The 24,345-nt window shown below is 75.7% G+C and carries 20 protein-coding genes; 7 read left to right on the top strand and 13 right to left on the bottom strand.

Annotated features, from left to right (window positions below; translation table 11 throughout):
- The first annotated feature begins 32 nt into the window (after positions 1-32).
- Positions 33-1,043, top strand: coding sequence for a hypothetical protein (locus tag SK069_RS03410; RefSeq protein WP_319952775.1), 1,011 nt, complete (start codon positions 33-35; stop codon positions 1,041-1,043).
- Positions 1,044-1,113: 70 nt separating this feature from the next.
- Here the strand turns inward: SK069_RS03410 and SK069_RS03415 are convergent, their stop codons facing one another.
- A complete protein-coding gene (locus SK069_RS03415; RefSeq protein WP_319952776.1) occupies positions 1,114-1,836 on the bottom strand; it encodes an anti-sigma factor in 723 nt (240 codons plus the stop codon).
- A complete protein-coding gene (locus SK069_RS03420) occupies positions 1,833-2,480 on the bottom strand; it encodes an RNA polymerase sigma factor (protein WP_319952777.1) in 648 nt (215 codons plus the stop codon). The genes SK069_RS03415 and SK069_RS03420 overlap by 4 nt, the downstream gene beginning before the upstream one ends.
- Before the next feature lie 135 nt (positions 2,481-2,615).
- On the opposite strand from SK069_RS03420, the gene SK069_RS03425 reads away from it, so the two are divergent.
- Positions 2,616-3,647 (top strand): HtaA domain-containing protein, encoded by a 1,032-nt coding sequence (locus SK069_RS03425; protein ID WP_319952778.1) that lies wholly within the window; start codon positions 2,616-2,618, stop codon positions 3,645-3,647.
- 48 nt (positions 3,648-3,695) lie between these two features.
- Here the strand turns inward: SK069_RS03425 and SK069_RS03430 are convergent, their stop codons facing one another.
- The 7 genes from SK069_RS03430 to SK069_RS03460 all read right to left on the bottom strand — a co-directional run bounded on the left by SK069_RS03430 (position 3,696) and on the right by SK069_RS03460 (position 11,670).
- A complete protein-coding gene (locus SK069_RS03430) occupies positions 3,696-5,321 on the bottom strand; it encodes a hypothetical protein (protein WP_319952779.1) in 1,626 nt (541 codons plus the stop codon).
- A 33-nt stretch (positions 5,322-5,354) separates the two neighbouring features.
- Complete coding sequence (locus tag SK069_RS03435; RefSeq protein ID WP_319952780.1) at positions 5,355-6,068, bottom strand: type I pantothenate kinase; 714 nt, start codon at positions 6,066-6,068, stop codon at positions 5,355-5,357.
- A gap of 7 nt (positions 6,069-6,075) precedes the next feature.
- Positions 6,076-7,911 (bottom strand): translation elongation factor 4, encoded by a 1,836-nt coding sequence (lepA, locus tag SK069_RS03440; RefSeq protein ID WP_319952781.1) that lies wholly within the window; start codon positions 7,909-7,911, stop codon positions 6,076-6,078.
- 72 nt (positions 7,912-7,983) lie between these two features.
- Positions 7,984-8,955 (bottom strand): glycine betaine ABC transporter substrate-binding protein, encoded by a 972-nt coding sequence (locus SK069_RS03445; RefSeq protein WP_319952782.1) that lies wholly within the window; start codon positions 8,953-8,955, stop codon positions 7,984-7,986.
- Complete coding sequence (locus SK069_RS03450; protein ID WP_319952783.1) at positions 8,952-9,728, bottom strand: ABC transporter permease; 777 nt, start codon at positions 9,726-9,728, stop codon at positions 8,952-8,954. Before SK069_RS03450 ends, SK069_RS03445 begins: the two co-directional genes overlap by 4 nt.
- Positions 9,725-11,005, bottom strand: coding sequence for an ABC transporter ATP-binding protein (locus SK069_RS03455; protein WP_319952784.1), 1,281 nt, complete (start codon positions 11,003-11,005; stop codon positions 9,725-9,727). Before SK069_RS03455 ends, SK069_RS03450 begins: the two co-directional genes overlap by 4 nt.
- Positions 11,002-11,670: an ABC transporter permease gene (locus tag SK069_RS03460; protein WP_319952785.1), complete on the bottom strand. Its 669-nt coding sequence runs from the start codon at positions 11,668-11,670 to the stop codon at positions 11,002-11,004. Before SK069_RS03460 ends, SK069_RS03455 begins: the two co-directional genes overlap by 4 nt.
- Positions 11,671-11,945: 275 nt before the next feature.
- Between SK069_RS03460 and SK069_RS03465 the strand changes: the two genes are divergently transcribed.
- From SK069_RS03465 to SK069_RS03475, 3 genes are all read left to right on the top strand, one after another.
- A complete protein-coding gene (locus SK069_RS03465) occupies positions 11,946-13,424 on the top strand; it encodes an MFS transporter (protein ID WP_319952786.1) in 1,479 nt (492 codons plus the stop codon).
- Between the two features lie 319 nt (positions 13,425-13,743).
- Positions 13,744-14,796 carry an ATP-binding cassette domain-containing protein gene (locus SK069_RS03470; RefSeq protein WP_319952787.1) on the top strand — a complete coding sequence of 351 codons (1,053 nt, stop codon included), beginning with the start codon at positions 13,744-13,746 and terminating at the stop codon, positions 14,794-14,796.
- Positions 14,793-15,593 (top strand): ABC transporter permease, encoded by an 801-nt coding sequence (locus SK069_RS03475; protein WP_319952788.1) that lies wholly within the window; start codon positions 14,793-14,795, stop codon positions 15,591-15,593. The genes SK069_RS03470 and SK069_RS03475 overlap by 4 nt, the downstream gene beginning before the upstream one ends.
- Before the next feature lie 321 nt (positions 15,594-15,914).
- Here SK069_RS03475 and murJ read toward each other — a convergent pair whose 3' ends face one another.
- Positions 15,915-19,169 carry a murein biosynthesis integral membrane protein MurJ gene (murJ, locus tag SK069_RS03480; protein WP_319952789.1) on the bottom strand — a complete coding sequence of 1,085 codons (3,255 nt, stop codon included), beginning with the start codon at positions 19,167-19,169 and terminating at the stop codon, positions 15,915-15,917.
- A 79-nt stretch (positions 19,170-19,248) separates the two neighbouring features.
- On the opposite strand from murJ, the gene rpsT reads away from it, so the two are divergent.
- Entirely contained in the window at positions 19,249-19,515 is a 267-nt protein-coding gene (rpsT, locus tag SK069_RS03485; RefSeq protein WP_319952790.1) for a 30S ribosomal protein S20, read from the top strand.
- Between the two features lie 181 nt (positions 19,516-19,696).
- Here rpsT and holA read toward each other — a convergent pair whose 3' ends face one another.
- The 3 genes from holA to SK069_RS03500 form a co-directional block, all read right to left on the bottom strand.
- Entirely contained in the window at positions 19,697-20,674 is a 978-nt protein-coding gene (holA, locus tag SK069_RS03490) for a DNA polymerase III subunit delta (RefSeq protein ID WP_319952791.1), read from the bottom strand.
- A gap of 203 nt (positions 20,675-20,877) precedes the next feature.
- Complete coding sequence (locus tag SK069_RS03495; protein ID WP_319952792.1) at positions 20,878-23,205, bottom strand: ComEC/Rec2 family competence protein; 2,328 nt, start codon at positions 23,203-23,205, stop codon at positions 20,878-20,880.
- The gene (locus SK069_RS03500; protein WP_319952793.1) at positions 23,202-23,831 is read right to left on the bottom strand and encodes a ComEA family DNA-binding protein; all 630 of its coding nucleotides are present in this window, start codon (positions 23,829-23,831) and stop codon (positions 23,202-23,204) included. The genes SK069_RS03495 and SK069_RS03500 overlap by 4 nt, the downstream gene beginning before the upstream one ends.
- 166 nt (positions 23,832-23,997) lie before the next feature.
- Here SK069_RS03500 and SK069_RS03505 point away from each other — a divergent pair, with 166 nt between their 5' ends.
- Positions 23,998-24,339 carry a hypothetical protein gene (locus SK069_RS03505; protein WP_319952794.1) on the top strand — a complete coding sequence of 114 codons (342 nt, stop codon included), beginning with the start codon at positions 23,998-24,000 and terminating at the stop codon, positions 24,337-24,339.
- Positions 24,340-24,345 lie beyond the last annotated feature (6 nt).

The raw sequence follows: 24,345 nt of genomic DNA on the forward strand, positions 1-24,345 counted from the left end.
GGGCGCGCCGCGGTGTGCGACCCTAGCCCGCGATGCTCGGACGGAGTGCTCTCCCACAGGTCGACGGCGCCCGCCGCCTTCGGGTCGCCGCGGCCCTCGCCGCCGGCGCGCTGGTGCCGCTGGCCGCCGCCGCGACCGCCCCGGCCGCGGTGGTCATCCAGCGCGGCGCCGACAACGCGATCGCCGTGCTCGGCGACGATCCGACGAACCCGACCGTCGTCGGCACGGGCCGCTGCCCGGTCCTGACGCCCGACGGCGGCACGGTCCTCTTCCACAGCGTCGCCGACGACGCGCTGTTCGCGGTCCCCGTCACCGGCGGCGAGCCGCGCCTGCTGGCCCCCGGCGCCGTCGCGACGAGCTCGTGCAGCCGCCAGGCCGTCGTGTCGGCCGACGGCTCGACGGTCGCCGCGCAGACGAAGAACCGCAAGATCATGCTCGTGAAGCTCGCCGACGGCGCGCTCACGCGCCTGCGCGCGACGACGGTCTCGCAGCTGGCGGTCGTGCCCGGCGGCGGGTCGGTCGTCATCGATCGCAACGCCAAGGGCGGCGGCATCGACCTCTACAGCGTGCGCAACCGCGCGAAGCTCGACCGCCGCCGCCTGACGAGCGACCGCGTGAGCTTCTCGCCGACCTGGGCGGGCGGCCGGATCGTCTACTCGCGGATCCAGGGCGGGCGCTCGACGCTGCGGTCGCTGAACACGAAGAACCGGCGCTCGAAGCTCCTCGTCCGGCGCCCGAAGGGCTGGCTCGTGTCCGCGATCGGCATCGGACCCAACGGCGGGACCGTGCTCGCCACGACCCAGAAGTTCCGCGAGCGCAAGAGCGGCCTGCAGACGACCGGGCCCGTCCGGATCGGCGCCGTCTCCAGCCGCGGCAAGGTCACGTGGCGGCTCCTCTCGCCCGACGAGCAGCTGCTCTCCGGCGTCGACGGCGGCGCCGCCGCGCTGACCGTCACGCCCAGCGGCGAGCTCATCCGCGTCGGCCTCGCCGACGGCTCGCGGACGGTGCTCACCACGGGCATCGTCTCCGCCTACGGCTCCTGATCCGGCGCCCCGGGCGCGGCGCTCCGCCCGCCCGGGACCGGTGGTGCGCCGCCGCGCCCCGGCGGCGCCCTCAGACGCGCGACGAGCGCAGGACCGAGACGCCCGAGTGCGCCGGTCCGCGGTCGTCGCGCTGCAGCGACACGTCGAGCGCGCGGAAGCGCGACGGGTCGACCGCCAGCGGGAACTCCACCGTGGCCCGGCCCCGGGCGTCGACGCGGAAGCTGCCGACGCTCACGAGGTCGCCCTTCGCCGGATCGCGCAGGAGCCACAGCTCGTAGTGCTCGCCGCGCCGCGTCGGCCGCAGGCCGTGCACGTGCAGCACCATCCGGCCGGTGGTCCGCGAGGCGGCCATGCGGACCTCCGCCCCCGCCCCGGGCGGGCCCTCGCCGATGCGCTGCAGCGCGACCGCGGCGGAGCTCGGCGCCGCCGGCTCGCGAGCGACGGTCACCGTCTCGCCCCCGCCGCGCAGGCCGGCGCCGGCGACGCCCCCGACGGCGAGCAGCAGCAGCGCCGCGGCGAGCGCGGGCAGGGGCCGCCGCCACGCCGCCCACGGCGCCGACCGCCGGGCGACGGGGCGCGCTCCCGCCGGCCGGCTGCGCAGCAGCGGCGGCGGTGGCGCGGCCGCGGCCCAGTCCTCGTCCTCGAGGGCGCCGAGCGTCCCCACGAGCGCGCGGGCCTGCACGACGGCGGCGGCGAACGCGGGGTCCTCCTGCTCGAGGCGAACGGCCTCGGCGTGCTCGTCCGGGTCGAGGAGGCCGAGGACGTAGGCGTCGGGGTCGACCCGTCGGCTCACGCGATCGCCTCCTCGTCCATCAGCGCCCGCAGGCGCTTGAGCCCGCGCAGCATCCGGGCCTTGACGGTCCCGAGCGGCACGCCGAGGCGCTCGGCGATCTCGGTCTGGCTCAGCTCGTCGTAGAACCGCATCCGCAGCACCTCCTGCTGCTCGTCGCTGAGCTGCGCGAGCAGGGATCGGACCGCCCATCGGTCGATCGCCCGCTCCTGGTCCTCGTCGCCCGCGCGTCCGTCGAGCAGCAGCTCGACCGCGTCCGGAGCGACCGGCTCGGGGACCCGCCGCCGCAGCTGGTCGATCGCGCGGCTGCGCGCGATCGTGAGGATCCACGTGAGGAGCCCGGCGCGAGCAGGGTCGTAGCTCGGCCCGCGCCGCCAGACCTCGGCGAAGACGACCTGCTGGACGTCCTCGGCGAGCTCGCGGTCGCGCAGCGCGCCGAGCAGGACACCGAACGACGCCCGCCCGTACTCGGCGTAGAGCTCGTCCATGACCGTCGGATCCTGGCGGCGCAGCCGTCGCGCCAGGACGCGCTCACGGCGGGAGGCGCGGGTCGCGGGATCGCCGGGCACGTCGCGCAGCATGACCGGTCGTGCCGGCCGGCGGAGCCCCGGCGATGCGACGGGCTCCTCGGCGGCGACGATCGGCATGCCCACCGTACGTCCCGCGACCGACGCTCGGACGCACCGGAGCCGCCGGGCGCGACGACCCGAGGACGAGGTGCATCCGATCCGCGGCGACGCTGCGGATGGTGGGCGACCCGTTCCCCTCTCCGAGGAGTCCCGATGTCCAAGAAGCTCCGTCTCCCCGTCGCCGGCGTCGCCGCCGTGACCGCCCTCGCGCTCGTCCCCGCCGCCACCCAGGCGGCCACGGTGACCGCCGGCGGCGGCACGACGACCGTCCGCCTGACCTCGGCCACGGCCAAGGGCCTCGCCTCCCTGGGCGTGCAGGCGAGCGCGATCTCGCCCGCGAAGGCCTCGAGCGCCGGCGTCGCGTTCCCGATCACCGGCGGCCGGATCGACGACCGGACCGGTGCCGGATCCCTCGAGCACTCCGGCGGCCTGCGACTGCGCAAGGGCTCCGCGCAGATCGCGCTGCGCGACTTCCGCCTGAAGGTCGGCAAGCGCTCGACGCTCTCGGCGCGCGTGGGCAAGGCCCGCGTCACCGTGTTCCGGCTCTCGACGAGCCGCGCGCGGATCTCCCGGTCCGGCCTGCAGACGCGGGTCTCCCGCGTCCGGGTGCAGCTGTCGAGCGTCGGCGCCGCGGCGCTGAACCGGACGTTCCACGTCCACGCGTTCCGCGCCGGGCAGACGATCGCGACGGCGACCGCTGCGGTGACGCCGCGCACGATCGCGCTGCGGGGTCGCGACACCGCGCTGACCCTCGACCCGTCGACCGCCGCGGCCCTGGGCGTCCAGGTCGCCCCGGCCGGCGCCGCGCGTCTCGACGGCGGGGCCGTCCGCTTCCCGATCAGCGGCGGCAGCGTGAACGCCGCCACCCTCGCGGGTCGGATCGACCACCGCGGCGGACTGCGGCTGTCCGCGGACTCGACCGCGGTGACGCTCGATCAGCCGCGGATCTCGCTCGGCACGACGAACGTCCTCAGCGCGGTGATCGGCGCGACGCGCACGACGATCGCCGATCTCGACCTCGGCGCCGCGAAGACCTCGTCGTCGGGTCGTCGGATCACCGTCTCGGGCGTCGCGGTCCGGCTCAACGCGACCGCCGCCTCGGCCCTGAACAGCGCGTTCGGCACGACCGCGCTGACGCCGGGCACCCCGCTCGGGACCGCCACGGTCACGGCCGAGGCGCGCTGATCGGGCGCGCGGGCGCAGGGGCCGCCCTGCGCCCGCGCACGCCCTCGCTCAGCAGGTCCGCAGCGGCGTCGGTGCCGCGTGCTGCTCCGTCGCGAACAGGACGTTCACCGGCATGCCGAGGTCGGTCAGCTCGTGGACGAGGCCCGCGAGGTCCAGGGGCGGCGCGGGCCGGCCGTCCGGCGTCAGCGCCCAGCACTGGCGGGTGAAGCGCAGGACGCCCGACGTCGCGAGCACCGGGGCCGCGTTCCAGCGGCGACCGCCGAGGGGGCCGTCGAGGAACGCCCGCAGCGCCGGGTCCAGCGCCCCGCGCCGGTCGGAGACGGCCACGGGGACCTCGATCTCGCCGACGTACCCGCGCGGTGTCGCGTCGAGGCCCGGGCCGCGCGTCGCCTGGCGGATCGCCTCGGCGAGGTGCAGCCGCAGGTCGATCGCCTGGCCGCTCGGCGCGCGCACGCGCAGCGTCGCCGGCGAGCAGGCCACCGACATGTCCGGGACCTCGAGCCGCACCGCGCCCGCGGCGCCGCGGTAGGACCGCACGTCCGGCGCGCCGAGCGGGGCGTCGGCGGCGGCCTGGGGCAGCGGACGCCCGTGCAGCCGCCCGCCCGTGCGGACCCAGCGCCAGCGCTCGCCGTCGAGCGCCTTCTGCCAGACGCCGACCCGGCCGCGCGCGTCGCGGCCCTCGACCCGCAGCAGCCGCTGCGGCTCGTCGGTGCCCGTGATCGCCACGGTGATCGCGTCGGTCACCGGACGCCCGATCGCCGGCTGGCGGCGCCACCCCGGCAGCGGCAGGCGGATCGCGGTCCACGGCGTCCGCGACCCGTAGCCGTACTGCAGCAGCAGCGTGTTGGCGCCCGAGAGGTCGAAGTCGTAGCTGCGCGTCCAGAGCTCGCCGTGCGGGCCGATCGCCATGACGGTCGCCCCGGCCGCCGCGATCCCCGCGACGCGCGCTCGGCCCTGCTCCGGCGCGCAGAGCTCGTAGGAGCCGTCCGTCGGCAGCCACGGGTCGTCGTAGGTGATCCGGCGTCCGCCCTCGCGCACCTCGTACAGCGTGCCGGCGCCGGCGGTCCGCCGCAGCCCGCCGGACGCGTCCCGGAAGCGGTAGGTCCCCGCCGTGGAGGAGAGCGACCACGCGGCGGTGTCGCGCGGCAGCAGGACGCCCTCGCCGAAGCCGAGGATCGGCCCCCAGCGCATCGTCCAGTCCAGGGCCGACGGTCCGCGGTCGGCGTGCGAGGTGGCGAAGACCCGGCGGTCCGCGGCGACGACCACGAGCCAGTCGCGGTCGGTGTCGAGCTCGCGGATCCGGCCGGCGAAGCACGCCGGCACGACGACGCGTCGCCACGCGCCGGCCGGGGTGCTGCCGCGCCGCCGGCTGCGGGCGAAGAGGTCGCCGTCCAGGAGCGCGTAGTCGTGCCCGCGGTTGAACGCCTGCGGCGCCGGGCCGCGCGGCACGCGCAGCAGCACCCGCTCGGGCAGGCGCGCGACCTCCGCCGGCGTCGCCGGGACGCTGCGCCCGGATTCCGGGTTGCGCCACGCCATCTGCGGCGTGGCGCGCAGGACGTCGCAGCTGTCCTGGCGCTGCCCCGCCGTCGGCGCGGCGCCCGCCGGAGCCGCTGGGCCGAGCGCCAGCGCCACGCCGATCCCGGCCGCCGCCGCGGCTGATCGCCGGCTCCCCATGCGGCGCATCGTGCCAGACCCGCGGGCGGCCGCTCAGCCGATCCGCAGGGCGTGCCCGACGTCCTTCACGAGGACGACGTCGGCGCGAGCGCGCCCCGGCAGCACGTTCGCGCGGACGTTCGGCAGGTTCACCGTCTCCCAGACCCGCATCGCGAGCGCCTCGGCGTCCGCGTCGGGCATGTCCCGCAGCGGGTGCAGGAACGCGCCCGGGTCGTTCGCGGCGGCGATCCGCCAGGCGCGGAAGCGGTCGAGGTACCAGCTCGCGGCGAGCTCCTCGGCCGCGTCGACGTAGACCGCGACGTCGACGAGGTCGGCGATCCGCTCGTCCAGCGCGGCGAGGCCCTCGAGCACGAGCGTCGCCGGGCGGTCGACGACGATCGCCGCGTCCGGGACGCGATCCTGCAGCCGGTGCTCGTAGACCGGCGCGCGCAGCGGTCCCTCGCCGGCGCGCACGTCGCGCAGCAGCTCGCGCAGGGCCGGCAGGTCGTAGCTCTCGGGGAAGCCCTTGCGCTCGGTCAGGCCACGCGCGGCGAGCTCCGCGTTGGGCAGCAGGTAGCCGTCGGTGGCCACGACCGCCACCGGTCCGGCGCCGGCCGCCTCGAGCGCCGTCGCCAGGCCGGCCGCCACGGTGCTCTTGCCGACCGCCACGCCGCCCCCGACGGCGACGACCCGCGGTCGGCTCGGCCGCCGCTCCGCCAGGTCCTCGGCGAGCTCGCGCAGCGTCCGGTCGGGCGGGCCGGACGTCATCGCGACCTCAGTCCGCGTCGCCGAGCTCGAGGACCGCGAGGAACGCCTCCTGCGGCACCTCGACGCGGCCGACCTGCTTCATCCGCTTCTTGCCGGCCTTCTGCTTCTCCAGCAGCTTCCGCTTGCGCGAGATGTCGCCGCCGTAGAGCTTCGCCGTGACGTCCTTGCGGTAGGCCTTCACCGTCTCGCGGGCCAGCACCCGGCCGCCGATCGCGGCCTGGATCGGCACGTCGAACATCTGCCGCGGGATCTTCTCCTTGAGCTTCTCGGTGAACTTGCGGCCGATCTCCTGCGCCTTCGTGCGGTGCACGAGCAGCGACAGGGCGTCGACCGGCTCGCCCGAGAGCAGGACGTCGAGCTTCACGAGGTCCGACGCGCGCAGCCCGATCGGCTCGTAGTCCAGCGACGCGTAGCCGCGGGTGCGCGACTTCAGCTGGTCGAAGAAGTCCAGGACGATCTCCGCGAGCGGGACGTCGTAGACGATCTGCACCCGGTCGGCGGAGATGAACGTCATCCCCTGGTGCTCGCCGCGCTTCTCCTGGCAGAGCTCCATGACCTGACCGACGTACTCCTTCGGCGTCAGGACGTTGATCTTCACGTACGGCTCCCGGACCTCCTTGATGAAGGTCGGGTCCGGGTAGTCCGAGGGGCTGTGGAGCTCCTTGACCTCGCCGTCGTGGAGCGTCAGCTCGAAGCCGACCGACGGCATCGTCGCGATGAGGTCGAGGTCGTACTCGCGCTCGAGCCGCTCGCGGACGATGTCCATGTGCAGGAGGCCGAGGAAGCCGATCCGGAAGCCGAAGCCCAGGGCGTCGGAGGTCTCCGGCTCCCACGCCAGCGCCGCGTCGTTGAGCGACAGCTTCTCCAGCGCGTCGCGCAGGTCCGGGTAGTCGGCGGTGTCGGTCGGGAAGATCCCGCAGAAGACCATCGGCTTGATCTCGCGGTAGCCGGGCAGCGGCTCGGCCGCGGGCTCGAGCTTCTCCCCCGCGCCGCGGACCTGCGCGCGGTGGGTGAGCGTGTCGCCGACCCGCAGCAGGGTGACGTCCTTGATGCCGGTGATGAGGTAGCCGACCTCGCCCGGGCCGAGCTCGGTCACCGGCGTCATCTGGGGGCTGAAGATGCCCAGCTCGTCGACGTCGGCCTCCGTCCCGGCGGCCATCGCGGCGATCTTGTCGCCCTTCCTGAACGTCCCGTCGACGACCCGGATGTAGGCGACGACGCCGCGGTACTGGTCGAACTCGGAGTCGAAGATCAGGGCGCGGGCCGGCGCGGTCGGGTCGCCCTCCGGCGGTGGGACGGTCTCGACGAGCCGGTTGAGGACCGCGTCGACGCCCTCGCCGGTCTTGCCGCTGATCCGCAGGATCGACTCGGGCTCGTCGCCCAGCAGGTCCGAGACCTCGCCGGCGACGCGCTCGGGCTCGGCGCCCGGCAGGTCGATCTTGTTCAGGCAGGGGATGATCTCCAGCCCGGCGTCGACCGCGAGGTACGTGTTGGCGAGCGTCTGGGCCTCGACGCCCTGCGAGGCGTCGACGACGAGCAGCGCGCCCTCGCAGGCCTGCAGCGACCGCGAGACCTCGTACGTGAAGTCGACGTGGCCGGGGGTGTCGATGAGGTGGAACTGGTACGTCTCGCCGTCGGCGGCGTCGAAGTACACGCGGACGGCCTGCGACTTGATCGTGATGCCGCGCTCGCGCTCGAGCTCCATCGAGTCCAGCAGCTGGTCCTGCATGTCCCGGTCGGCGACGGTGTTCGTCAGCTCGAGGATCCGGTCCGCCAGCGTCGACTTGCCGTGGTCGATGTGGGCGATGATCGAGAAGTTCCGGATCTTGGACTGGTCGGCCATGCGAACGACACAGGGTACGGATGCGCGACGTGGCCCGGCCGACCGGGCCCGCCGCTCGGACCCGGACCTGGATCAGTCGACGAGGCCCTCGTCCTGCAGCCACTCCTTGGCGACCTTCTCCGGCAGGACGCCGTCGATGTCGACCCGGGCGTTCAGGACCTGCAGCTGCGCGGTCGTCAGCCGCCGCGCGACGGGGCGCATGAGCCGCTCGATCTGCGGGTGCTCCCGCAGCACCTCGGCGCGGATCGAGATCGCCGCGTTGTAGCGCGGGAAGAACTGCCGGTCGTCGTCGAGCACCGTGAGGTTCAGCCCCTTGATCCGGCCGTCGGTCGTGAAGACCTCGCCGAACGTGCAGGTGCCGTTGCCGGTCTGCGAGTAGATGAGTCCGGTGTCCAGCCGCCGCAGCCGGTTGCGCGGGACCTGGAACCCGTAGGTCCGCTGGACGCCGGGCATCCCGTCGGGCCGGTTGGCGAACTCCGACTCGATGCAGAACGTGAGGTCCTTGCCCTTCGGCGAGTCGAGCAGCGCGCGGAGGTCCGAGAGCTTCGACACGCCGAGCTCCTTCGCCTTGTCGGCGCGGATCGCGAACGCGTACGTGTTGTCCAGGGGCGCCCGGTCGATCCAGCGGATCGACGGCTTGGGCTTGCCGTCGGCGTCGCGCGACCGGGCGTCCTCGCGAGCGACCGCGTCGAACTGCTCGTCGGCGTCGGCGATCGGCTCGTCGTGGCCGAAGTACGTGATCCACGCGGTGCCCGTGTACTCCCAGTACGCGTCGATGTCGCCACGCTCGAGCGATCCGCGGACCGCCTCCGAGCTCACGAGGCCCGTCTGGTCCCAGACGTCGGCCCCCTGGTCGCGCAGGTACTGCACGGCGATCTGGCCGATCACGCGCTGCTCGGTGAAGTCCTTCGAGCCGAACGCGATCCTGGCGCCCTTCAGCGGCCCCTCGCCGCCACCGGTGTACTGGGCGGCGCAGCCGGTCAGGGCCAGCCCGGCGGCCGTCAGCGCGGCGAGCGCGACCCGGGTCCTGCGCACCCGGCTCATCGCCCGGCCTCCGGCCGCAGGCCGCGCGGGCTGAGCCAGCGCTCCGCGATCGCGGCGAGCCAGTCGATCGTCACCGCCAACAGCGCGGCGTAGACGGCGCCGGTGATCATCACGACGTCGCGCTGGTTCTTGATCCCGTCGTTGATGACGTCGCCCAGCCCGCCGGCGTCGACGAACGTCGCGAGCGTCGCGGTGCCCACGAGCAGCACGAGCGCCGTGCGCACGCCGGCGAGCATCACCGGAACGGCGAGCGGCAGCTCGACGCGCCGCAGCACCTGCCAGCGCGAGAAGCCCTGGCCGCGGGCGGCGTCGATGAGCGCCGGGTCGACGTTGCGGATGCCCTCGACGGTGTTGCTCATCACCGGGAGCACCGAGTAGAGGACGAGCCCGACGTACGGGACCCAGCTCTTCAGCTGGAAGATCGCGACGAGCAGGACGAGGATGCCGATCACCGGCGCGGCCTGGCCCGCGGCGAAGAACCCGTTGAGCACGCCGGAGACGATCCGGCTGCGCGTCCGGGTCAGGAGGATCCCGAGCGGGATCCCGAGGAGCAGGACGAAGACCGCCGAGATCCCGACGAGGCGCACGTGCTCGCCGACCTTCGTCAGGACGTGCCCGTCGAAGATCGTCGCCGACGTCGCCGCGTCGTCGTTCGTCAGCGCGAACAGCGAGATGCCGTCGAGCTGCTGGCCGTCGACCCACAGGTAGAGGCCCGCGAGCGCGGCGGCGACCGCCAGCGGCGGCAGCAGGAGCAGGCGCAGCCGCGCGCTCACGTGCCGGTCGCCTCTTCCTCGCCCGCGGCGATCGCGGCCTGCACGGCGCGCCCGTCGATCTCGCCGGTGATCTCCTCGATCGTGCGCACTGGTGCGGCCTCGGACTGCTCGGCGACCGGGGTGACGTGCGTCTCCTCGAGCGCGGCGAGCACCTGCTTCAGGCGCACGGCGCCGACGTAGACGCCCTGGTCGTCGACGACCGGGACGACGCCGGTGCCGGCGGCGAGCATCTCGTTCATCGCGTCGTGGAGCGTCGTCGTGGCGGTCACGACGCCGGAGATCGCCTGGCCCTCGCGCTCGGGGTGCGCCGGACGGTCCTCGAGCTCGTCGCGGTAGAGCCAGCGCGTCGGACGACGGTGCTCGTCGAGCAGGATCGAGCAGTCCAGCTGCCGCTCGCGGAGCGTCCGCAGGATGCCGTCGTAGCCGTCGGCGCGGGTGAACGCGGGGTAGTCCTCGCGCTCGAGATCCTCGACCCGGACGAGCTGCAGCCGCTTGACCGCCGCGCCGCCGCCGATGAAGGCCCGCACGTAGCGGTCCGCGGGGGCCGCGAGGATCTCGTCCGGCGGTCCCTGCTGGGCGATCCGCGAGCGCTCGCGCAGCACGACGACGCGGTCGCCGAGCTTGATCGCCTCGTCGATGTCGTGGGTGACGAAGACGATCGTCTTGCGCACCCGTCGCTGGATCTTCACGAGCTCGCTCTGCAGGCGGTCGCGGGTGATCGGGTCCAGGGCGCCGAACGGCTCGTCCATCAGCAGGACCGGCGGGTCCGCGGCGAGGGCCCGGGCGACGCCGACGCGCTGCTGCTGACCGCCGGAGAGCTCGCGCGGAAAGCGCTGCGCGAACTGCTCCTCCGGCAGGCCGACGAGCTCGAAGAGCTCGCTCGAGCGCTCGGCGATCCGCGCCTTGTCCCACTTCAGCAGCCGCGGGACGGTCTCGAGGTTCTGGCGGACGGTGAGGTGCGGCAGCAGGCCGGCCTGCTGCACGACGTAGCCGATCCGCCGTCGCAGCTGGTCGGAGGGGATGTCGGAGGCGTCGCGCCCGCCGATGAGGATCCGCCCGCTCGTCGGTCGCACGAGGCGGTTGATCATCCGCATCGTCGTCGTCTTGCCGCAGCCGGACGGCCCGACGAAGACGACGATCTCGCCGGCCGGGATCGAGAGCGAGAAGTCCTCGACCGCCGGGACGTCCTGCCCCGGGAAGCGCTTCGTGACCTGCTCGAGCTCGATGTCGACGGCCTGGGAGGTGTCGAGTCCCTCGCCGGTGCTGGGCGTGCTCACGCGCGGATCCCCTTCGAGACGGTGGCCCGGCCCACGAGCGCCAGCAGCGCGTCGAAGACGAGGGCGATGACGACCACGCCGAACGTGCCGACGAGGATCTGGTTCGTGGCGTTCGCCCCGCCGAGCTGGCTCAGGCCGGAGTAGATGAAGCGGCCGAGGCCCGGCCCGTTGACGTACGCCGCGATCGCCGTGATCCCCACGACGAGCTGGGTGGCGGTCCGGATGCCGGCGAGGATCACCGGCCAGGCGATCGGCAGCTCGACCCGGACGAGCCGCTGCAGCGGCGCCATCCCGATCCCCCGCGCCCCGTCGAGGACCACGGGGTCCACGGACCGCAGCCCGGTGATCGTGTTGCGCACGATCGGCAGCAGCGCGTAGAGGACGAGCGCGATGACGACCGGCACGACGCCGAGGCCCAGGAGCGCCAGCAGGACGCCGAGCAGCGCGAACGACGGCAGCGTCAGGATGACGCTCGCGACGGTGATGACGACCGACGCCGCGGCTGACGAGCGGTAGGCGACGAGGCCGAGCAGGACGCCGGCGAGCGTCGCGATCGCCATCGAGAGCGCGACCACCCAGACGTGCCCGACCGCCAGCTGGGCGATCGAGTCGGCGTTGTCGCCCACGTAGGCGGGCAACGAGGAGGCCAGCGGGGGGACGGCCACGCGTCGAACCTAGCGCACGTCCCGGGGCCCACCGCGCGGTCCCCGACGGGGTCGGGCGAGCGAACCACCGCGCGTGCGGCTGCGCGCGGCGAGCGAGCGCCTGCGCCGCATGCGCCCGCACCGTCGCGCGACGAGCGTCGATGCGCCACGTCCTGGCGCTCCGCGGCGGCGTACGTCGTCCGCTCGTCACGAGCGGGATAGCGGCGCCCGGCACCGGGGTAGCAGGTCGCAGGCGGCGCGCTGCGACGCCGGAACGGATCGGAGCGGAGGCAGCGATGGCGAGCACGACGTCGACGGGGACCGTGGAGACCGACATCGCGGCGCGGCTCGACCGCCTGCCGTGGTCGCGCTGGCACTGGATGGTCGTGATCGGCCTCGGGACGGTCTGGATCCTCGACGGCCTCGAGGTGACGCTCGTGGGCAACGTCGGCGGCCGGATCGCCGAGGACGGCTCCGGGCTCGACCTCTCCGCGTCGGACATCACCGGGCTGGCGGCGTCGCTCTACGTCGCCGGAGCGTGCCTCGGCGCGCTGTTCTTCGGCCGCCTGACGGACCGCTTCGGGCGCAAGCGGCTGTTCATCATCACCCTGCTCGTCTACCTCGCGGCGACCGCGCTGACCGCGGTGTCGATGAACCCCGCGTGGTTCTTCGCGTGCCGGTTCCTCACCGGGTTCGGCATCGGCGGCGAGTACGCGGCGATCAACTCCGCGATCGACGAGCTCATCCCGTCGCGCGTCCGCGGTCGCGTCGACCTGATCATCAACGGCAGCTTCTGGCTCGGCGCCGTCGGCGGGTCGCTGCTCTCGATCGTGATGCTGAACGAGTCGCTGTTCGCCACCGACGTCGGCTGGCGGCTGTCGTTCGCGCTCGGCGTCGTCCTCGGGCTCGTCGTCCTGCTCGTCCGGCGCCACGTGCCGGAGAGCCCGCGGTGGCTCGTCATCCACGGCCGCGAGGACGAGGCGGAGGCGATCGTCGCCGGCGTCGAGCGCCGGGTCCGCGAGGAGACCGGCGAGGACCTGCCCGAGCCCCACGGCACGATCACGATCCACCAGCGCCGCGACATCCCCTTCCGCGAGATCGCCCGCACCCTCTGGCAGCGCTACCCGCGGCGGGCGATCCTCGGGTTCTCGCTCTTCGTCGGCCAGGCGTTCCTCTACAACGCCATCACGTTCGGCTACGCGACGATCCTCATCGAGTACTTCGACGTCCAGAGCGGCCACACCGGCTACTACTACGCCGCGATCGCGCTGGGCAACTTCCTCGGGCCGCTCCTGCTCGGCGGCCTCTTCGACTCGCTCGGCCGGCGGGTGATGATCTCCAGCACCTACATCCTGTCGGGCGTCCTGCTGTTCGTCACCGCGGCGCTCTTCCAGGCGGAGGTGCTGAACGCGACGACCATGACGCTCTGCTGGGTCGTCGTCCTGTTCTTCGCCTCGACCGGCGCCAGCTCGGCGTACCTCACCGTGTCGGAGGTCTTCCCGATGGAGACCCGGGCGATGGCGATCGCGTTCTTCTACGCGATCGGCACGGCCGTCGGCGGCATCACCGGGCCGCAGGTGTTCTCCCGCCTCGTGGAGAGCGGCGAGGTCTCGCAGGTGTCGCTCGCGTTCGCGATCGGCGCGGCGCTCATGACGATTGCCGGCGTCGTCGCGATCCTCACCGCCGTGAAGGCCGAGCGACGCAGCCTCGAGGAGATCGCCGCGCCGCTGACGAGCTCCGCGCGGCCCGGATCGCAGGCGGCCGCAGCGGACTGACCGACCGGCCCCCATCGGCGGGCTGCGCTCGAGCACCTCCAGCACCCGCATCATCCGGTTCCGCCGAGCCGGGCCGTCGACCCTGCGCCGCCCGCCGGCGGCCCGGGGCGCCGTCGTCCCCGGACGGGGGTCGTCGCGGCTCTCGCCGCGGCGCGTCGCGCGCTCCTTCGAGCACCTCGGGATGCCCGGGAACCGCGGCGGCCGCCAGCGGAGGAACGGCGGTTCCCGGCCGGGCGCCGAGGGCTCGAACCGGGGACCCGCGCGCCCGCCGCGATGAGTCGGCGCGTCGGCGTCGGTCTCCACCGGCAAGATGCACGCCGTGCCCTCCCCCTCCCCTCCTCCCGCCGACGCGGACGCCGCGCGCGCCCTCGCGATCGACGCGCGCGGCCTCGTCAAGCGCTATGGCGCCGTCGAGGCTCTGCGTGGCCTCGACCTGCAGGTCCCGGCCGGCTCGATCTTCGGCCTGCTCGGCCCCAACGGGGCCGGCAAGTCGACGACCGTGAAGATCCTCACGACGCTCGCCGCGCCGACCGCGGGCACCGCGACCGTCGCCGGGGCCGACATCGGCCGCGAGCCGCAGGTCGTCCGCACGCGGATCGGCGTCGTCTCGCAGGCCTCGGGCACCGACATCTCCCTGACCGGACGCGAGAACCTCGTGCTGCAGGGCCGCATCCACGGCCAGTCGAAGGCCGAGGCCGGGGCGCGCGCCGACGCCCTGCTGGAGCGGATGGCCCTCGCCGGCGACAAGGACCGCGTCGTGCGCGGGTACTCCGGCGGCATGCGCCGCCGGATCGACATCGGCACCGCCCTGATGCACGCCCCGCAGGTCCTCTTCCTCGACGAGCCGACGACCGGGCTGGACCCGGAGATCCGCGCCGAGATGTGGCAGCTCGTCCGCGGCCTCGCCGACGACGGGATGACCGTCCTGCTGACGACGCACTACCTCGAGGAGGCCGACCAGCTCGCCGCCGAGCTGGCGATCGTCGACCGCGGCCGCGTCGTCGCCCAGGGCTCGCCCGCCGCGCTGAAGGCCCAGCTGCAGGGCGACGCGATCGTCGTCGAGCTCGTGGACCCCGCGCCGGCCGACGTCCAGGACGCGCTGAGCGGGATCGTCACCGGCCTCGACGAGGTGACCGTCGACGGGCGGACCGTCCGCGCCCGGGTGGAGCACGGCGCGACCGCGACGCCGCAGGTGCTCCAGGCGCTCGAGACGCGGTCGCTGGCCGTCGCGTCGATCACCGTCTCGCGCCCGTCGCTGGACGACGTCTACCTGCGCCACACCGGCCGCGCGTTCCACGAGGCCGACCAGGCCGGCGACGATGCGACCGCCACCCCACCGACCGCCGCGGCGACCGCTGAGGAGTCCCGATGAGCACCATCGCGCAGAGCCGCCACTTCGCCTACCGCTCGCTGCTGACGCTCTGGCGCCAGCCGTGGTGGATCGCCGTCACGCTCGTCCAGCCGATCGTCTGGCTCGTCCTGTTCGGCGCGCTGTTCAAGAGCGTCACCCGGATCCCGGGCTTCGCCGGCGACGACTTCATCCAGTACATCGCCCCGGGCGTCATCGTCATGACCGCCTTCTTCTCGGCCGGCTGGGCCGGGATGGGCCTGCTGAACGACATGCAGGAGGGCGTCGTGGACCGGTTCCTCGTGACGCCCGCCACGCGGACCGCGCAGCTGCTGGGCCGGATGGTCCAGGGCGCGGTCTCGGTCGTCGTCCAGGCGCTGATCATCGTCGTCCTGGCGCTGCTCATGGGCGCGTCGTTCCCCGGCGGGCCGCTCGGGATCCTCGTGCTGCTGCTCGTGTCGATCCTCATCGCGACCGCCGTGGCGGCGCTCTCGTTCGCGCTGGCCCTCGTCAGCGGCAAGGAGGAGACGGTCATCGCGGTCATGAACTTCTTCATGCTCCCGCTGACGTTCCTCTCGACGGCGTTCCAGCAGCGGCAGCTCATGCCCGACTGGATGCAGACCGTCGTCCAGTTCAACCCGCTGAACTGGGCGATCGACGCCGCCCGCTCCGTGACCCTCGACGTCCCCGTCGACCTGACGGACGCCGGCGGCGCGGACTGGGGCGACATCGGCCTGCGCGTCCTGTGGCTCGTCGTCCTCGTGGTGCTCTGTCTGCGGGTGACGAACCGCGCGTTCGCGGCCTACCAGCGCCGGGTCTGAGCTCGCGCGGCGCGGTCCGGCGGTCGTGCGCGGCGCCCCCGGACCGGCGCGATGCTCGACCGCCACATCGTCAGCGCCGACTGCGAGCCGCGACGCCGCCCCGAGCCGGCGAGCGTCTCCTCGCCGCGTCCGGGGCGCCGACGCGCCCTCGACGATCGCGGCACGGGATCGCGAACCGGTACGCCGCCGAGCCGCCCCACCCGAAGATCGCAGCACGCGGCGCTCGTCGCCGGCCCACCCGCTCCTCGGGCCCACGGGCCCGTCACGGCGAGCCGCGCCCGCACGCCGTCGCCGGGATCGCGATGCGGGAGGCTCGTGACGTCAGCGGCGGCGACGACGTCGCCCGCCGCCGCCCTCGTCACGGCGGCGCTGACGCTCGGCCATGCGCTCGAGCGCGGCCTCGCGAGCGGCGAGCAGCCGCTCGGCCTGCTCGCGCCGCGCCTGGCGCGCCTGGCGCGCGGCGTCCTGTTCCTCCGCCGACGGCCGCCGGACGCCGTAGGCCTCCAGGCGCGACGTCGGCTCGCCCGGCGCACTCGGCGGCGAGCCGCCGAAGGGCTCCTCCTCGGCCGCCTCGATGTCGAAGAGCGCCGGCGTATCGGCCGGGCGGTGCGTGCCCGGCGCGCCGGGCCAGCCGAAGCCGGAGTCCTCGGGCCACGCTGCTCCCGTGCCGCGCGGGTCCCGCACCGCCTCGCCGGCGCCCGACGCCGGTCCCGGGCCGTCGGGGTCCTGCCCGCGCGAAGCAGCGGTCCCGCCGCGCGGCACGCCCGTGGTCGGCGCGGCGCCTTCGGCGTCCGGCGCTTCGGCGCCGGGCACCGCGCCCGCGGCCGCGCCGGACGGCGCACCCGCGGCACCTCGGTGCGCGTCGCCCGAACGCGCTTCGCCGACGGGCGGCTCGGTCGGGGCCCCGTCGCCGCCCGGGGCATCGGCAGGGCGGTGGCTGCCGGTCGTCCACCACGGCGCGCCCGCGTCGGGCGACAGCGGCCAGGGCGGCTGGAGCGTGCCCTCGCCGCGGTCCGCGGCGGTCGGCCAGTCGGCCGCGACGTCGTACGGGGCGCCGCCGGCTGGAGTGCTCGGCGCCGGACCGGCCGGTGCCGGCCGCGCGCCGCCCCGGTGCGCGGGACGACCCGTTCCGGGATCGATCCCCGGGGAGGGATGCGGCGCGGCACTCGCGTCGTCCGGCCGCACGCCGCCCCGGACCGCGGGCCGGCCCGCGGGCCGGCCCGTTCCAGGATCGACCCCTCCTGCGGGACGCAGCGCGGAACCCGCGTCGTCCGGCCGCGCGCCGCCCCGGTCCGCGGGACGACCCGTTCCGGGATCGATCCCCGGGAAGGGATGCAGCGCGGAACCCTCGCCCTCGCTCCCCGGACCGCCCGGCGCGGCGCCCGGGGCCGGATGGACGAGGCGCCGGCTCGCGCCCGCGCCGCGGGGCGGGACGGCCCGGGTCGGCGCCGCCGCGCCGGGCGCGACGCCCGGCTCCGCGGACGGATCCGCGAAGGCGTCGGCGGGCGGCGCCGGGCTCAGCGGCACCGTCGCGGTCCCGGACGCGGCGTCCGTCGACCCACCCTCCGGGGCACCGGGCCCGTCGCCGGCCCGCCCCGTGCCACGCGCGCCCGCGTCGCCACGACCCTCGGTGGCCGCCCCCGGGTCCGCGCCCGCTCGTCCGGTGCCGCGACCACGCGCGCCGTCGCGATCACCCGGCCCGCCGCGCGCACCGCGCGCCGGCCGCGCCCCCGCGCCCCCGGGCGCGCCGGACGCGCCGGGCAGCGTCGCCGGCCCGAAGTCGGTCGCCGCGCGGGGCACGAGCGTCACGAGCGCGCCTGCGATCGCCCGCGCGATCGCGGACGCGAGCACCAGCGGCCACGCGAGGAGCTCCAGCAGCCGGCCGAGCAGGCGCGCCGGCGCGCTGCGGACGAGCCGCGACGCGAGCCCCGCCCCGGGCAGCCGGCCCGCGATCCCGCCGAGCCGCGCGCCGAGGCGCACGAAGCGCGCCCCGGCGTCGTCGAGCTCCCGCAGGCGCAGCTCGCGCGCGAGCCCGACGTACGTCACCGCCCCCGCGATCACCGCGAGGCCGAGGAAGGCCATCGTCACCGTCGAGCGCTCCGTGCCCAGCGCCACGTGGTCGGCGCCCACCCGCCCGAGCAGCGCGACGCCCGTCGCGACCCCGACGGCGACCACGGAGGCGACGAGGACCTGGATCAGCGAGCGGACGACCGGCAACAGCCCGAGCGGGCCGCCGGTCTCGCGACGCAGGAGCCGGATCTGCAGGCCGACGAGGGCGACGTTGCCGACGAACGTCCCGAGCACGATGCCGGCGATCCCGAGCGGCCGGTAGAGCGCGAGCGACGCGATCGTCGCCGCGACGAGGCTGCCGAGCGCCAGCCCCGTGTTCGCCCACGGGCGCTGCAGCGCGAAGAACGTCCGGCTGAGCAGCAGGCTCACGCCGTTCAGCGCGAGGCTCGCCCCGAACCACACGAGCGCGACGGTCGTCGCGTCGGTGTTCTCCTCGGTCCACTTCCCGCGCTGGAAGAGCGTCGCGATGATGTCGTGCGAGATCACCGGGCTCATGAAGAGCAGCCCGACCGGGACGAGCAGGACGACGATCTGGCCCATCCCGCCGCTGACGAGCGACCGCAGCTCGACCCGGTCGCGGCGCGAGACCGCGCGGCTGAGCGCCGGGAAGAGCACCGTCACGATCGCGACGGAGAAGATGCCCTGCGGCAGCATGTAGAGCCGGAACGCGGCCTCGATCGCGCGCGGGCCGTCGTCGTCGACGTGGCTGGCGAGGATCGAGTTGATGAGGGCGCTGAAGTTGATGAGGCCGAGGCTCAGCGCCACGGGCACCATCAGGACGAGGACCTGCCGCAGGCGCGGATCGCTGAGGTCCACGCGCGGCAGGACGCGGATCCCGTACCGCCGCAGCACCGGCACCGCCATGAGCAGCTGGACCACCGTGCCGACGAGGACGCCGATCGCCTGCGCGTAGATCTGGCTCGGGCCGTCGAACGCCGGCAGCAGCGCGAGGTTCACGACGATGATCACGCCGTTCCACACGAGCGGCGAGAGTGCGGGAATCGTGAAGTGCCCGTAGGCGTTCAGCGCGCCGACGAGCAGGCCGTTGAGCCCGAGCAGGAGGACCGTCGGCAGCATCACCTGCGAGAGGCCCGTCACGAGCCCGTCGGCCGAGGACCCCACCCCCGCGCGGACCTCGTCGCCGACGAACAGCGGCATGTACAGCGGCGCCGCGAGCATCGCCACCACGACGAGGATCGCCAGCCCGCCGAGGAGGACCCAGAAGAGGGTCGAGATGAGCAGCAGCGCCTCGCGCCGGCGCTTCTGCTCCAGCAGGTCGGTGAAGACCGGCACGAACGCCGCCGAGAGCGCCATGTCGGCGAAGAGGCTGCGCAGGAGGTTCGGGACCGTGAACGCCAGCGTGAACGCGCTCGCCGCGCCGCTGGCGCCGTAGATCGCGCTGGCGACCATCTCGCGCACGAGACCCGCGACCCGCGACAGCCCCGTCGCGATCGAGAAGATGATCGTGTTGCGCGCGCGGCCGGACGCTTCGGAGGAACCGGGCACCGCCGCGGCATCCTAGTCCTCGCGGCGGAGGGGGCACCGCACGGTCGGTCCCCACCTGGCTATCATCCGCCGTCGCTCTATGGCCAACATCGCATCGCAGAAGAAGCGCATCCTGCGCACGGAGCGCGAGCGCCAGGAGAACCGGCGCTCCATCTCCGCCATCAAGACCCAGTTCCGTCACCTCCAGGCGGCCGTCGAGGGCGGCGATGCCGCGGCCGTGACCGAGGCCGAGCGCAAGCTCGCGAGCCTCGTCGACAAGGCCGTCAAGGGCGGCGCGATCCACCGCAACAGCGGTGCTCGCAAGAAGGCGCGCGCGGCGCGCCTCGTGAAGCGCGCCTCCGCCTGAGGCACGCGCTCCGCGCCTGACGCGGCCGCTCCCGCCGGAGCCGCCGCGATCAGCTCCGAACGGCCCGCCCCGCGGGCCGTTTCGTCGTTCCCGGTTCGTCTCGTGAGGCGGTCGAGGATCGCCGCACCGCGGTGCCCGGCGCCGCGCCCGAGCCAACGTCCGACGCGCGCCGGCGTCGCGCTCAGCGGCGCGCGGTGATGGCGCCGATGACCCGGACCGCCTCGGTGTCGGCGTCCAGCAGCGAGTCGCCACGGGCGGCCAGCTCCAGGCCCGCCACGCGGTCCACGGCGGCGGCGAGCGGGCCGACCCCGATGTCGCGGGCCTCGCCGATCCGGCGGTCGGCCTGCCACGGCGGCATCCGGATCGACTTCGCGATCGCGGCGCGGTCCTCCCCCGTCTCGAGCCGGCGCGCGATCTCCAGCGCCGTCCGCAGGCGGCTGGCGAGCATGCCCGACAGCCGCGGCAGCGCCTCGCCCTGCGCGCGCAGCGCGAGGTAGGCGCTCGCGGCGGCCTCGCGGTCGCCGGCCATCGCGGCGTCGACGAAGTCCCAGACCCGGCGCTCGGCGGCGTCCGCCACGGCGCCCTCGACGTCGGAGGTCGAGAGCCGCGCGCCGGGGCCGTGCTCGAGGGCGAGCTTCTCGAGCTCGCGCTCGATCCGCACCCGACGCTCGCCGACGGTCGCCACGAGCGCCTGCGCCGCCGCGCCGTCGAGCTCGACCCCGAGCCGCTTCGCCTCGCCGATCGCCCAGCGCGGCAGGTCGCGGGCCTTCAGCGCCTTCTCGGCGACGAGCGTCCCGCCGATCTTCTCCACGGTCGTGACCAGCGCCTTCGGCGCCTGCTTGCGCTTGTCCTCGTAGGCGACGAACGCGACGGTCGTCGTCTCCGGGTCCATCGCGACGAGCGCCGGGACGAGCGCGTCGGTGACCTCGGCGTCCTTCCAGCCCTCCACCCCCTCGACGAGGACGAAGCGCCGGCCGAGGCCGAGCGTCATCGCCGAGAGGGCGCCGGCCGCCTCGGCCGGACCGCTGCCGGGCGGGAGCTGCTCGACGCTCTCCGGGCCGACCTCCCGCTCGGCGGCCGCGTGCAGCCGCGCGCGACGCTCGCCCACGCGCGCGTGGTCGTCGCCGTGCAGGAGGTAGGCGGGCAACCAGGCGGCCATCGGCCCGGAGGCTCGCAGACCGGGCGGCGGCGCGCCGTCCGGCGCGGCGGGCCACGACGCTTCCCACGCCGCGTCGCTCGTCGCATCGGGTATCGATCATCGCCCGACGGCACGGGCGCCGCCCGCGAAGGCCACGACTGGTCGCCGGTCGTCCCCGGCCGGGACGTCGGGCCGACGTCCGGGCCGTCATCGCTCGCCGCCGGTCAGGGCGGTGCCGGGAGGACGACGTCGCCCTCCCGGTCCGTCCGCCGCAGCGGCACCCCCGCGGCGCGCACCGCCGCCACCGTCGGCGGCGCCGGGTGCCCGTAGCCGTTGTCCCGCCCGACCGAGGCGACGGCGAGCGCCGGCCGCAGCGCGGCGAGCAATCGCGGGACGTCGGGGTCGGCGCTGCCGTGGTGCGGCAGCGCCAGCAGGTCCACGGGTCCGCCCGCGACGCGCCGCAGCGCCGGGCCCTCGAGGTCGCTCGGCAGCAACGCCGTCAGGCCGCCCACCGAGGCCCGCACGACGATCGCCCGCTCGTTGGGGTCCGCTCCCGGGCTCGGGCCGCGGCCGGTCGCCGGCGGCCAGCGCAGGAGCGCCTCGATCGCCCCGGCGCGCAGGCGCAGGCCGGCGCGGCCCGCGACGACCTGACCGCCGTCGGCCTGCACGAGCGCGGCCGCCGTCGCGGCCGCTGGATCCGGCTGGCCGTCCCGTCCGTCGACGAGCACCCGTGGGCGCAGCCGCGCCGCGACCGCCGGCGCCCCGCCGCTGTGGTCGGCCGCGGCGTGGCTCAGCACGAGGGCGTCGAGGCGTCGCACCCCCTGGGCGGCGAGCCGGTCGAGGACGCGCCCGGCTGCCGGGCCGGCGTCGACGAGGATCGCGTGGGAGCCGTCGCGCAGGAGCGTGGCGCTGCCCTGGCCGACGTCGAGCACGACGATCCCGCGACCGACCGCCTCCCCGCCCGGGCGACGGCTCGCCAGCACGCCGCCCCCGAGCGCCGCCACGAGCGCGAGCGCGACCGCCAGCGCGCGGGCGACCCCCGGCCGGCGTCGGACGATCGCCGCGCCCGGCACCCGCCCCGGTCGCGTCGCGAGCAGGATCACGAGCGCCAGCGCCGCCGGCGGCAGCAGCGCGACGACGGGCGGAGGCCGCGTCACCGCCCAGCCCGGGCGCGCCGCCCAGCGTGCGACGGCGTCGATCCAGTCCAGGCCCGGGCGCGTCACCGCGACGAGCAGGCCGCTGAGCGGCGCGCCGGCGGGTCCGAGCGCCGCCGCGAGCAGGCCGGCCCAGGTCAGCGGGGCGACCACCGGCTCGACGAGCACGTTCGCCGGGAGGCTCGTGAGCGAGACGTCGCCGACGGTCGCCGCGAGGACCGGCGCGGTCGCCAGCGCGGCGGAGAGCGGCACCGCGAGCGCGAGCGCGACCCAGCGCGGGACGCCGTGGCGCCCGAGCGCCGTCGTCAGCGGGTCGACGAGCAGCAGCAGCCCGACGACCGCGGCGAAGCTCAGCTGCCAGCCCAGCTGCCCGGGCGAGAGCGGGTCGACGAGGACCGTGGCGATCCCGGCGAGCAGGAGCGCCCACCAGCGGTCCGCGGGCCGGCCGAGCGCGAGCGCGGCGAGCGTCAGCAGCCCCATGACCCCCGCGCGACGGATCGACGGCCCCGCCCCGGCGAGCGGGACGTAGGCGGCGACGGTCAGCGCGGCCAGCGCGATCCGGGGCCGCCGGGGAACCCCGATCAGCGCCCCGATCCCGAGCACGAGCGCCGTGAGCAGCGCGACGTTCTGCCCCGACGCGGCGACGAGGTGCGCGAGGCCGCTGCGGCGGTACGCGTCCTCCTGCGCGGTCGAGAAGCCCTCGTCCTGCCCGAGGACCACGCCGCGCAGCAGGGCACGGCGCTCCGGACCGCCGGCGCGGTCGAGCGTCGCCTCCGCTCGGCGCCGGACGCCGTCGATCGCGCCGCGCCAGCCCCCGCGACGGCCGGCGATCCGGACGGGACGAGCGTCGAGCACGACGGCGATGCCGCGGGCCCGCAGGCCGAGGGCTCGCGGGTCGGCCCGTCGCAGCCGCCCGCGCACCGCGAGCAGGTCGCCGGGTCCGAGCGCCGGGCGCGCCGCCGAGACCGGCAGCCGCAGGTTGACCGTCGCGCCCCGCACGCGCGCCGCGGCGCGCCAGCCGCCGTCGAGCGCCTGGGAGAGGTGCTCCTCGACCTCGACCGGCTCGTCCGGCCCGACCGCCGCGCCGGTGGCCAGCGGAGCGACCGCGGCGCGCCACGTCGCCGCCTCGCGCGCGTGACCCGCCATCGCCCCGAGCAGCAGCGCCGCGACCGCCGCGACCGCCCACCCGGGCCGCCGCTGCGTCGCCCACGCGGCCGCGGTCGCCACCGGCAGGACGAGCGCGAGCGGCCCGAGCGCCCCCGTCCCGGCGACGAGGCCCAGCAGGAGGGCCGCGGCGACGTGGTGCTGCGGCCAGCGCGCCACGAGCGCGAGCGACGACCCGCCAGCCGCTCCGTCGGACGACCGCTCGTGCGCGTCGCGTGCCGGCCGGGAGGTCATCCGCCGCCGAGCTGCTGCCGCAGCGCCTCGAGCTTCTTCGGCCCGATGCCCGGGATCTCGTCGAGGTCGTCGACCGACCCGATCCCGCCCCGCTCCTCGCGTAGGCGGAGGATCTTCTCCGCCGTCGTCGGACCGACGCCGTCGAGCTCCTGCAGCTGCGCCGCGCTCGCGGCGTTCAGGTCGATCGGCCCCTTCCCCGCCGCCGCGTCGCCGCTCGCATTCCCGCCCGTGCCGGGGCGCTCGCGGGCCGGCACGCGCACCTGCTGGCCGTCCTGCAGCGCCGCGGCGAGGTTCAGGCCCTGCCGGTCCGCGTGCCGGGTCGCGCCGCCCGCCTTGCGGACCGCCTCGAAGACCCGCGCGCCCTCGCGCAGCTCGTAGACGCCCGGTCGCCGCACCGAGCCCGTGACGTGGACCGTGATGCCGCCGCCCCCGCGGGAGACGCGCAGCCCGCCGCCGGTCGCGCCGCCGCCCGCGCCGGAGGCGCCGCCCGTCCGCGTGCCCGGCGCTCCGGCGCCCGCCGGGTCGGGCGACGACGGCGGGGTTCCCGCGATCCGCGCGGCCAGCGCGCCGAGCGCCGCGGCGGCGAGCACGCCGAGCACGAGCCGCAGCCAGGGGTGGTCGAGCACGCCGTCGACGCTAGGGCGGACGTCGCGGCGCGTGGGTGCCCGCCGGTGCCGTCCCGGCGCCGCAACGGTCACGGCTCCCCGCGGTCGCTGCTTCGCCGCGAGCGCGGCGCAGCTCCGTCACCGGCGGGAGGTTGAGTCGACGCAGCCGCTGCGGCACCATCACCGCATGGCCGACCACCAGCTCAACGAGATCGAGCGGCGCATCGCCGACACGCTCGAGGAGCTGCGGATCCTGCGCGTCGACAGCCGGGAGCAGCTCGACGAGCTGCGCGCGTTCCGCGAGGCGAGCGACGCCCGCTTCGACGAGCAGATCGAGGAGCTTCGCTCGCTCCGCCACGCCAGCGACGAGCAGCTCGAGGAGCTCCGCGCGATGCGCCGCACGAGCGATCTGCAGACCGAGGAGCTGCGCCGCGTCTCGGCGACGAACCAGATCCAGGTCGACGCGCTGCGGACCGTCCTGGACCGGCTGGATCCGCCCGAGGACGAGGCCCGCCCGGCCGCGGGGTAGCGCGCT

It is taken from the genome of Patulibacter brassicae, assembly GCF_033949425.1.
In the GTDB taxonomy this organism is placed as follows: Bacteria; Actinomycetota; Thermoleophilia; order Solirubrobacterales; family Solirubrobacteraceae; genus Patulibacter; species Patulibacter brassicae.

Excerpts from the sequence above, each read along its gene's own strand:
- SK069_RS03425 (WP_319952778.1), top strand. The coding sequence starts at position 2,616 with ATGTCCAAGAAGCTCCGTCTCCCCGTCGCCGGCGTCGCCGCCGTGACC.
- SK069_RS03445 (WP_319952782.1), bottom strand. The coding sequence starts at position 8,955 with ATGAGCCGGGTGCGCAGGACCCGGGTCGCGCTCGCCGCGCTGACGGCC.
- SK069_RS03505 (WP_319952794.1), top strand. The coding sequence starts at position 23,998 with ATGGCCGACCACCAGCTCAACGAGATCGAGCGGCGCATCGCCGACACG.
- holA (WP_319952791.1), bottom strand. The coding sequence starts at position 20,674 with ATGGCCGCCTGGTTGCCCGCCTACCTCCTGCACGGCGACGACCACGCG.
- SK069_RS03430 (WP_319952779.1), bottom strand. The coding sequence starts at position 5,321 with ATGGGGAGCCGGCGATCAGCCGCGGCGGCGGCCGGGATCGGCGTGGCG.
- SK069_RS03435 (WP_319952780.1), bottom strand. The coding sequence starts at position 6,068 with ATGACGTCCGGCCCGCCCGACCGGACGCTGCGCGAGCTCGCCGAGGAC.
- rpsT (WP_319952790.1), top strand. The coding sequence starts at position 19,249 with ATGGCCAACATCGCATCGCAGAAGAAGCGCATCCTGCGCACGGAGCGC.
- lepA (WP_319952781.1), bottom strand. The coding sequence starts at position 7,911 with ATGGCCGACCAGTCCAAGATCCGGAACTTCTCGATCATCGCCCACATC.
- SK069_RS03475 (WP_319952788.1), top strand. The coding sequence starts at position 14,793 with ATGAGCACCATCGCGCAGAGCCGCCACTTCGCCTACCGCTCGCTGCTG.
- SK069_RS03495 (WP_319952792.1), bottom strand. The coding sequence starts at position 23,205 with ATGACCTCCCGGCCGGCACGCGACGCGCACGAGCGGTCGTCCGACGGA.
- SK069_RS03410 (WP_319952775.1), top strand. The coding sequence starts at position 33 with ATGCTCGGACGGAGTGCTCTCCCACAGGTCGACGGCGCCCGCCGCCTT.
- SK069_RS03420 (WP_319952777.1), bottom strand. The coding sequence starts at position 2,480 with ATGCCGATCGTCGCCGCCGAGGAGCCCGTCGCATCGCCGGGGCTCCGC.
- SK069_RS03465 (WP_319952786.1), top strand. The coding sequence starts at position 11,946 with ATGGCGAGCACGACGTCGACGGGGACCGTGGAGACCGACATCGCGGCG.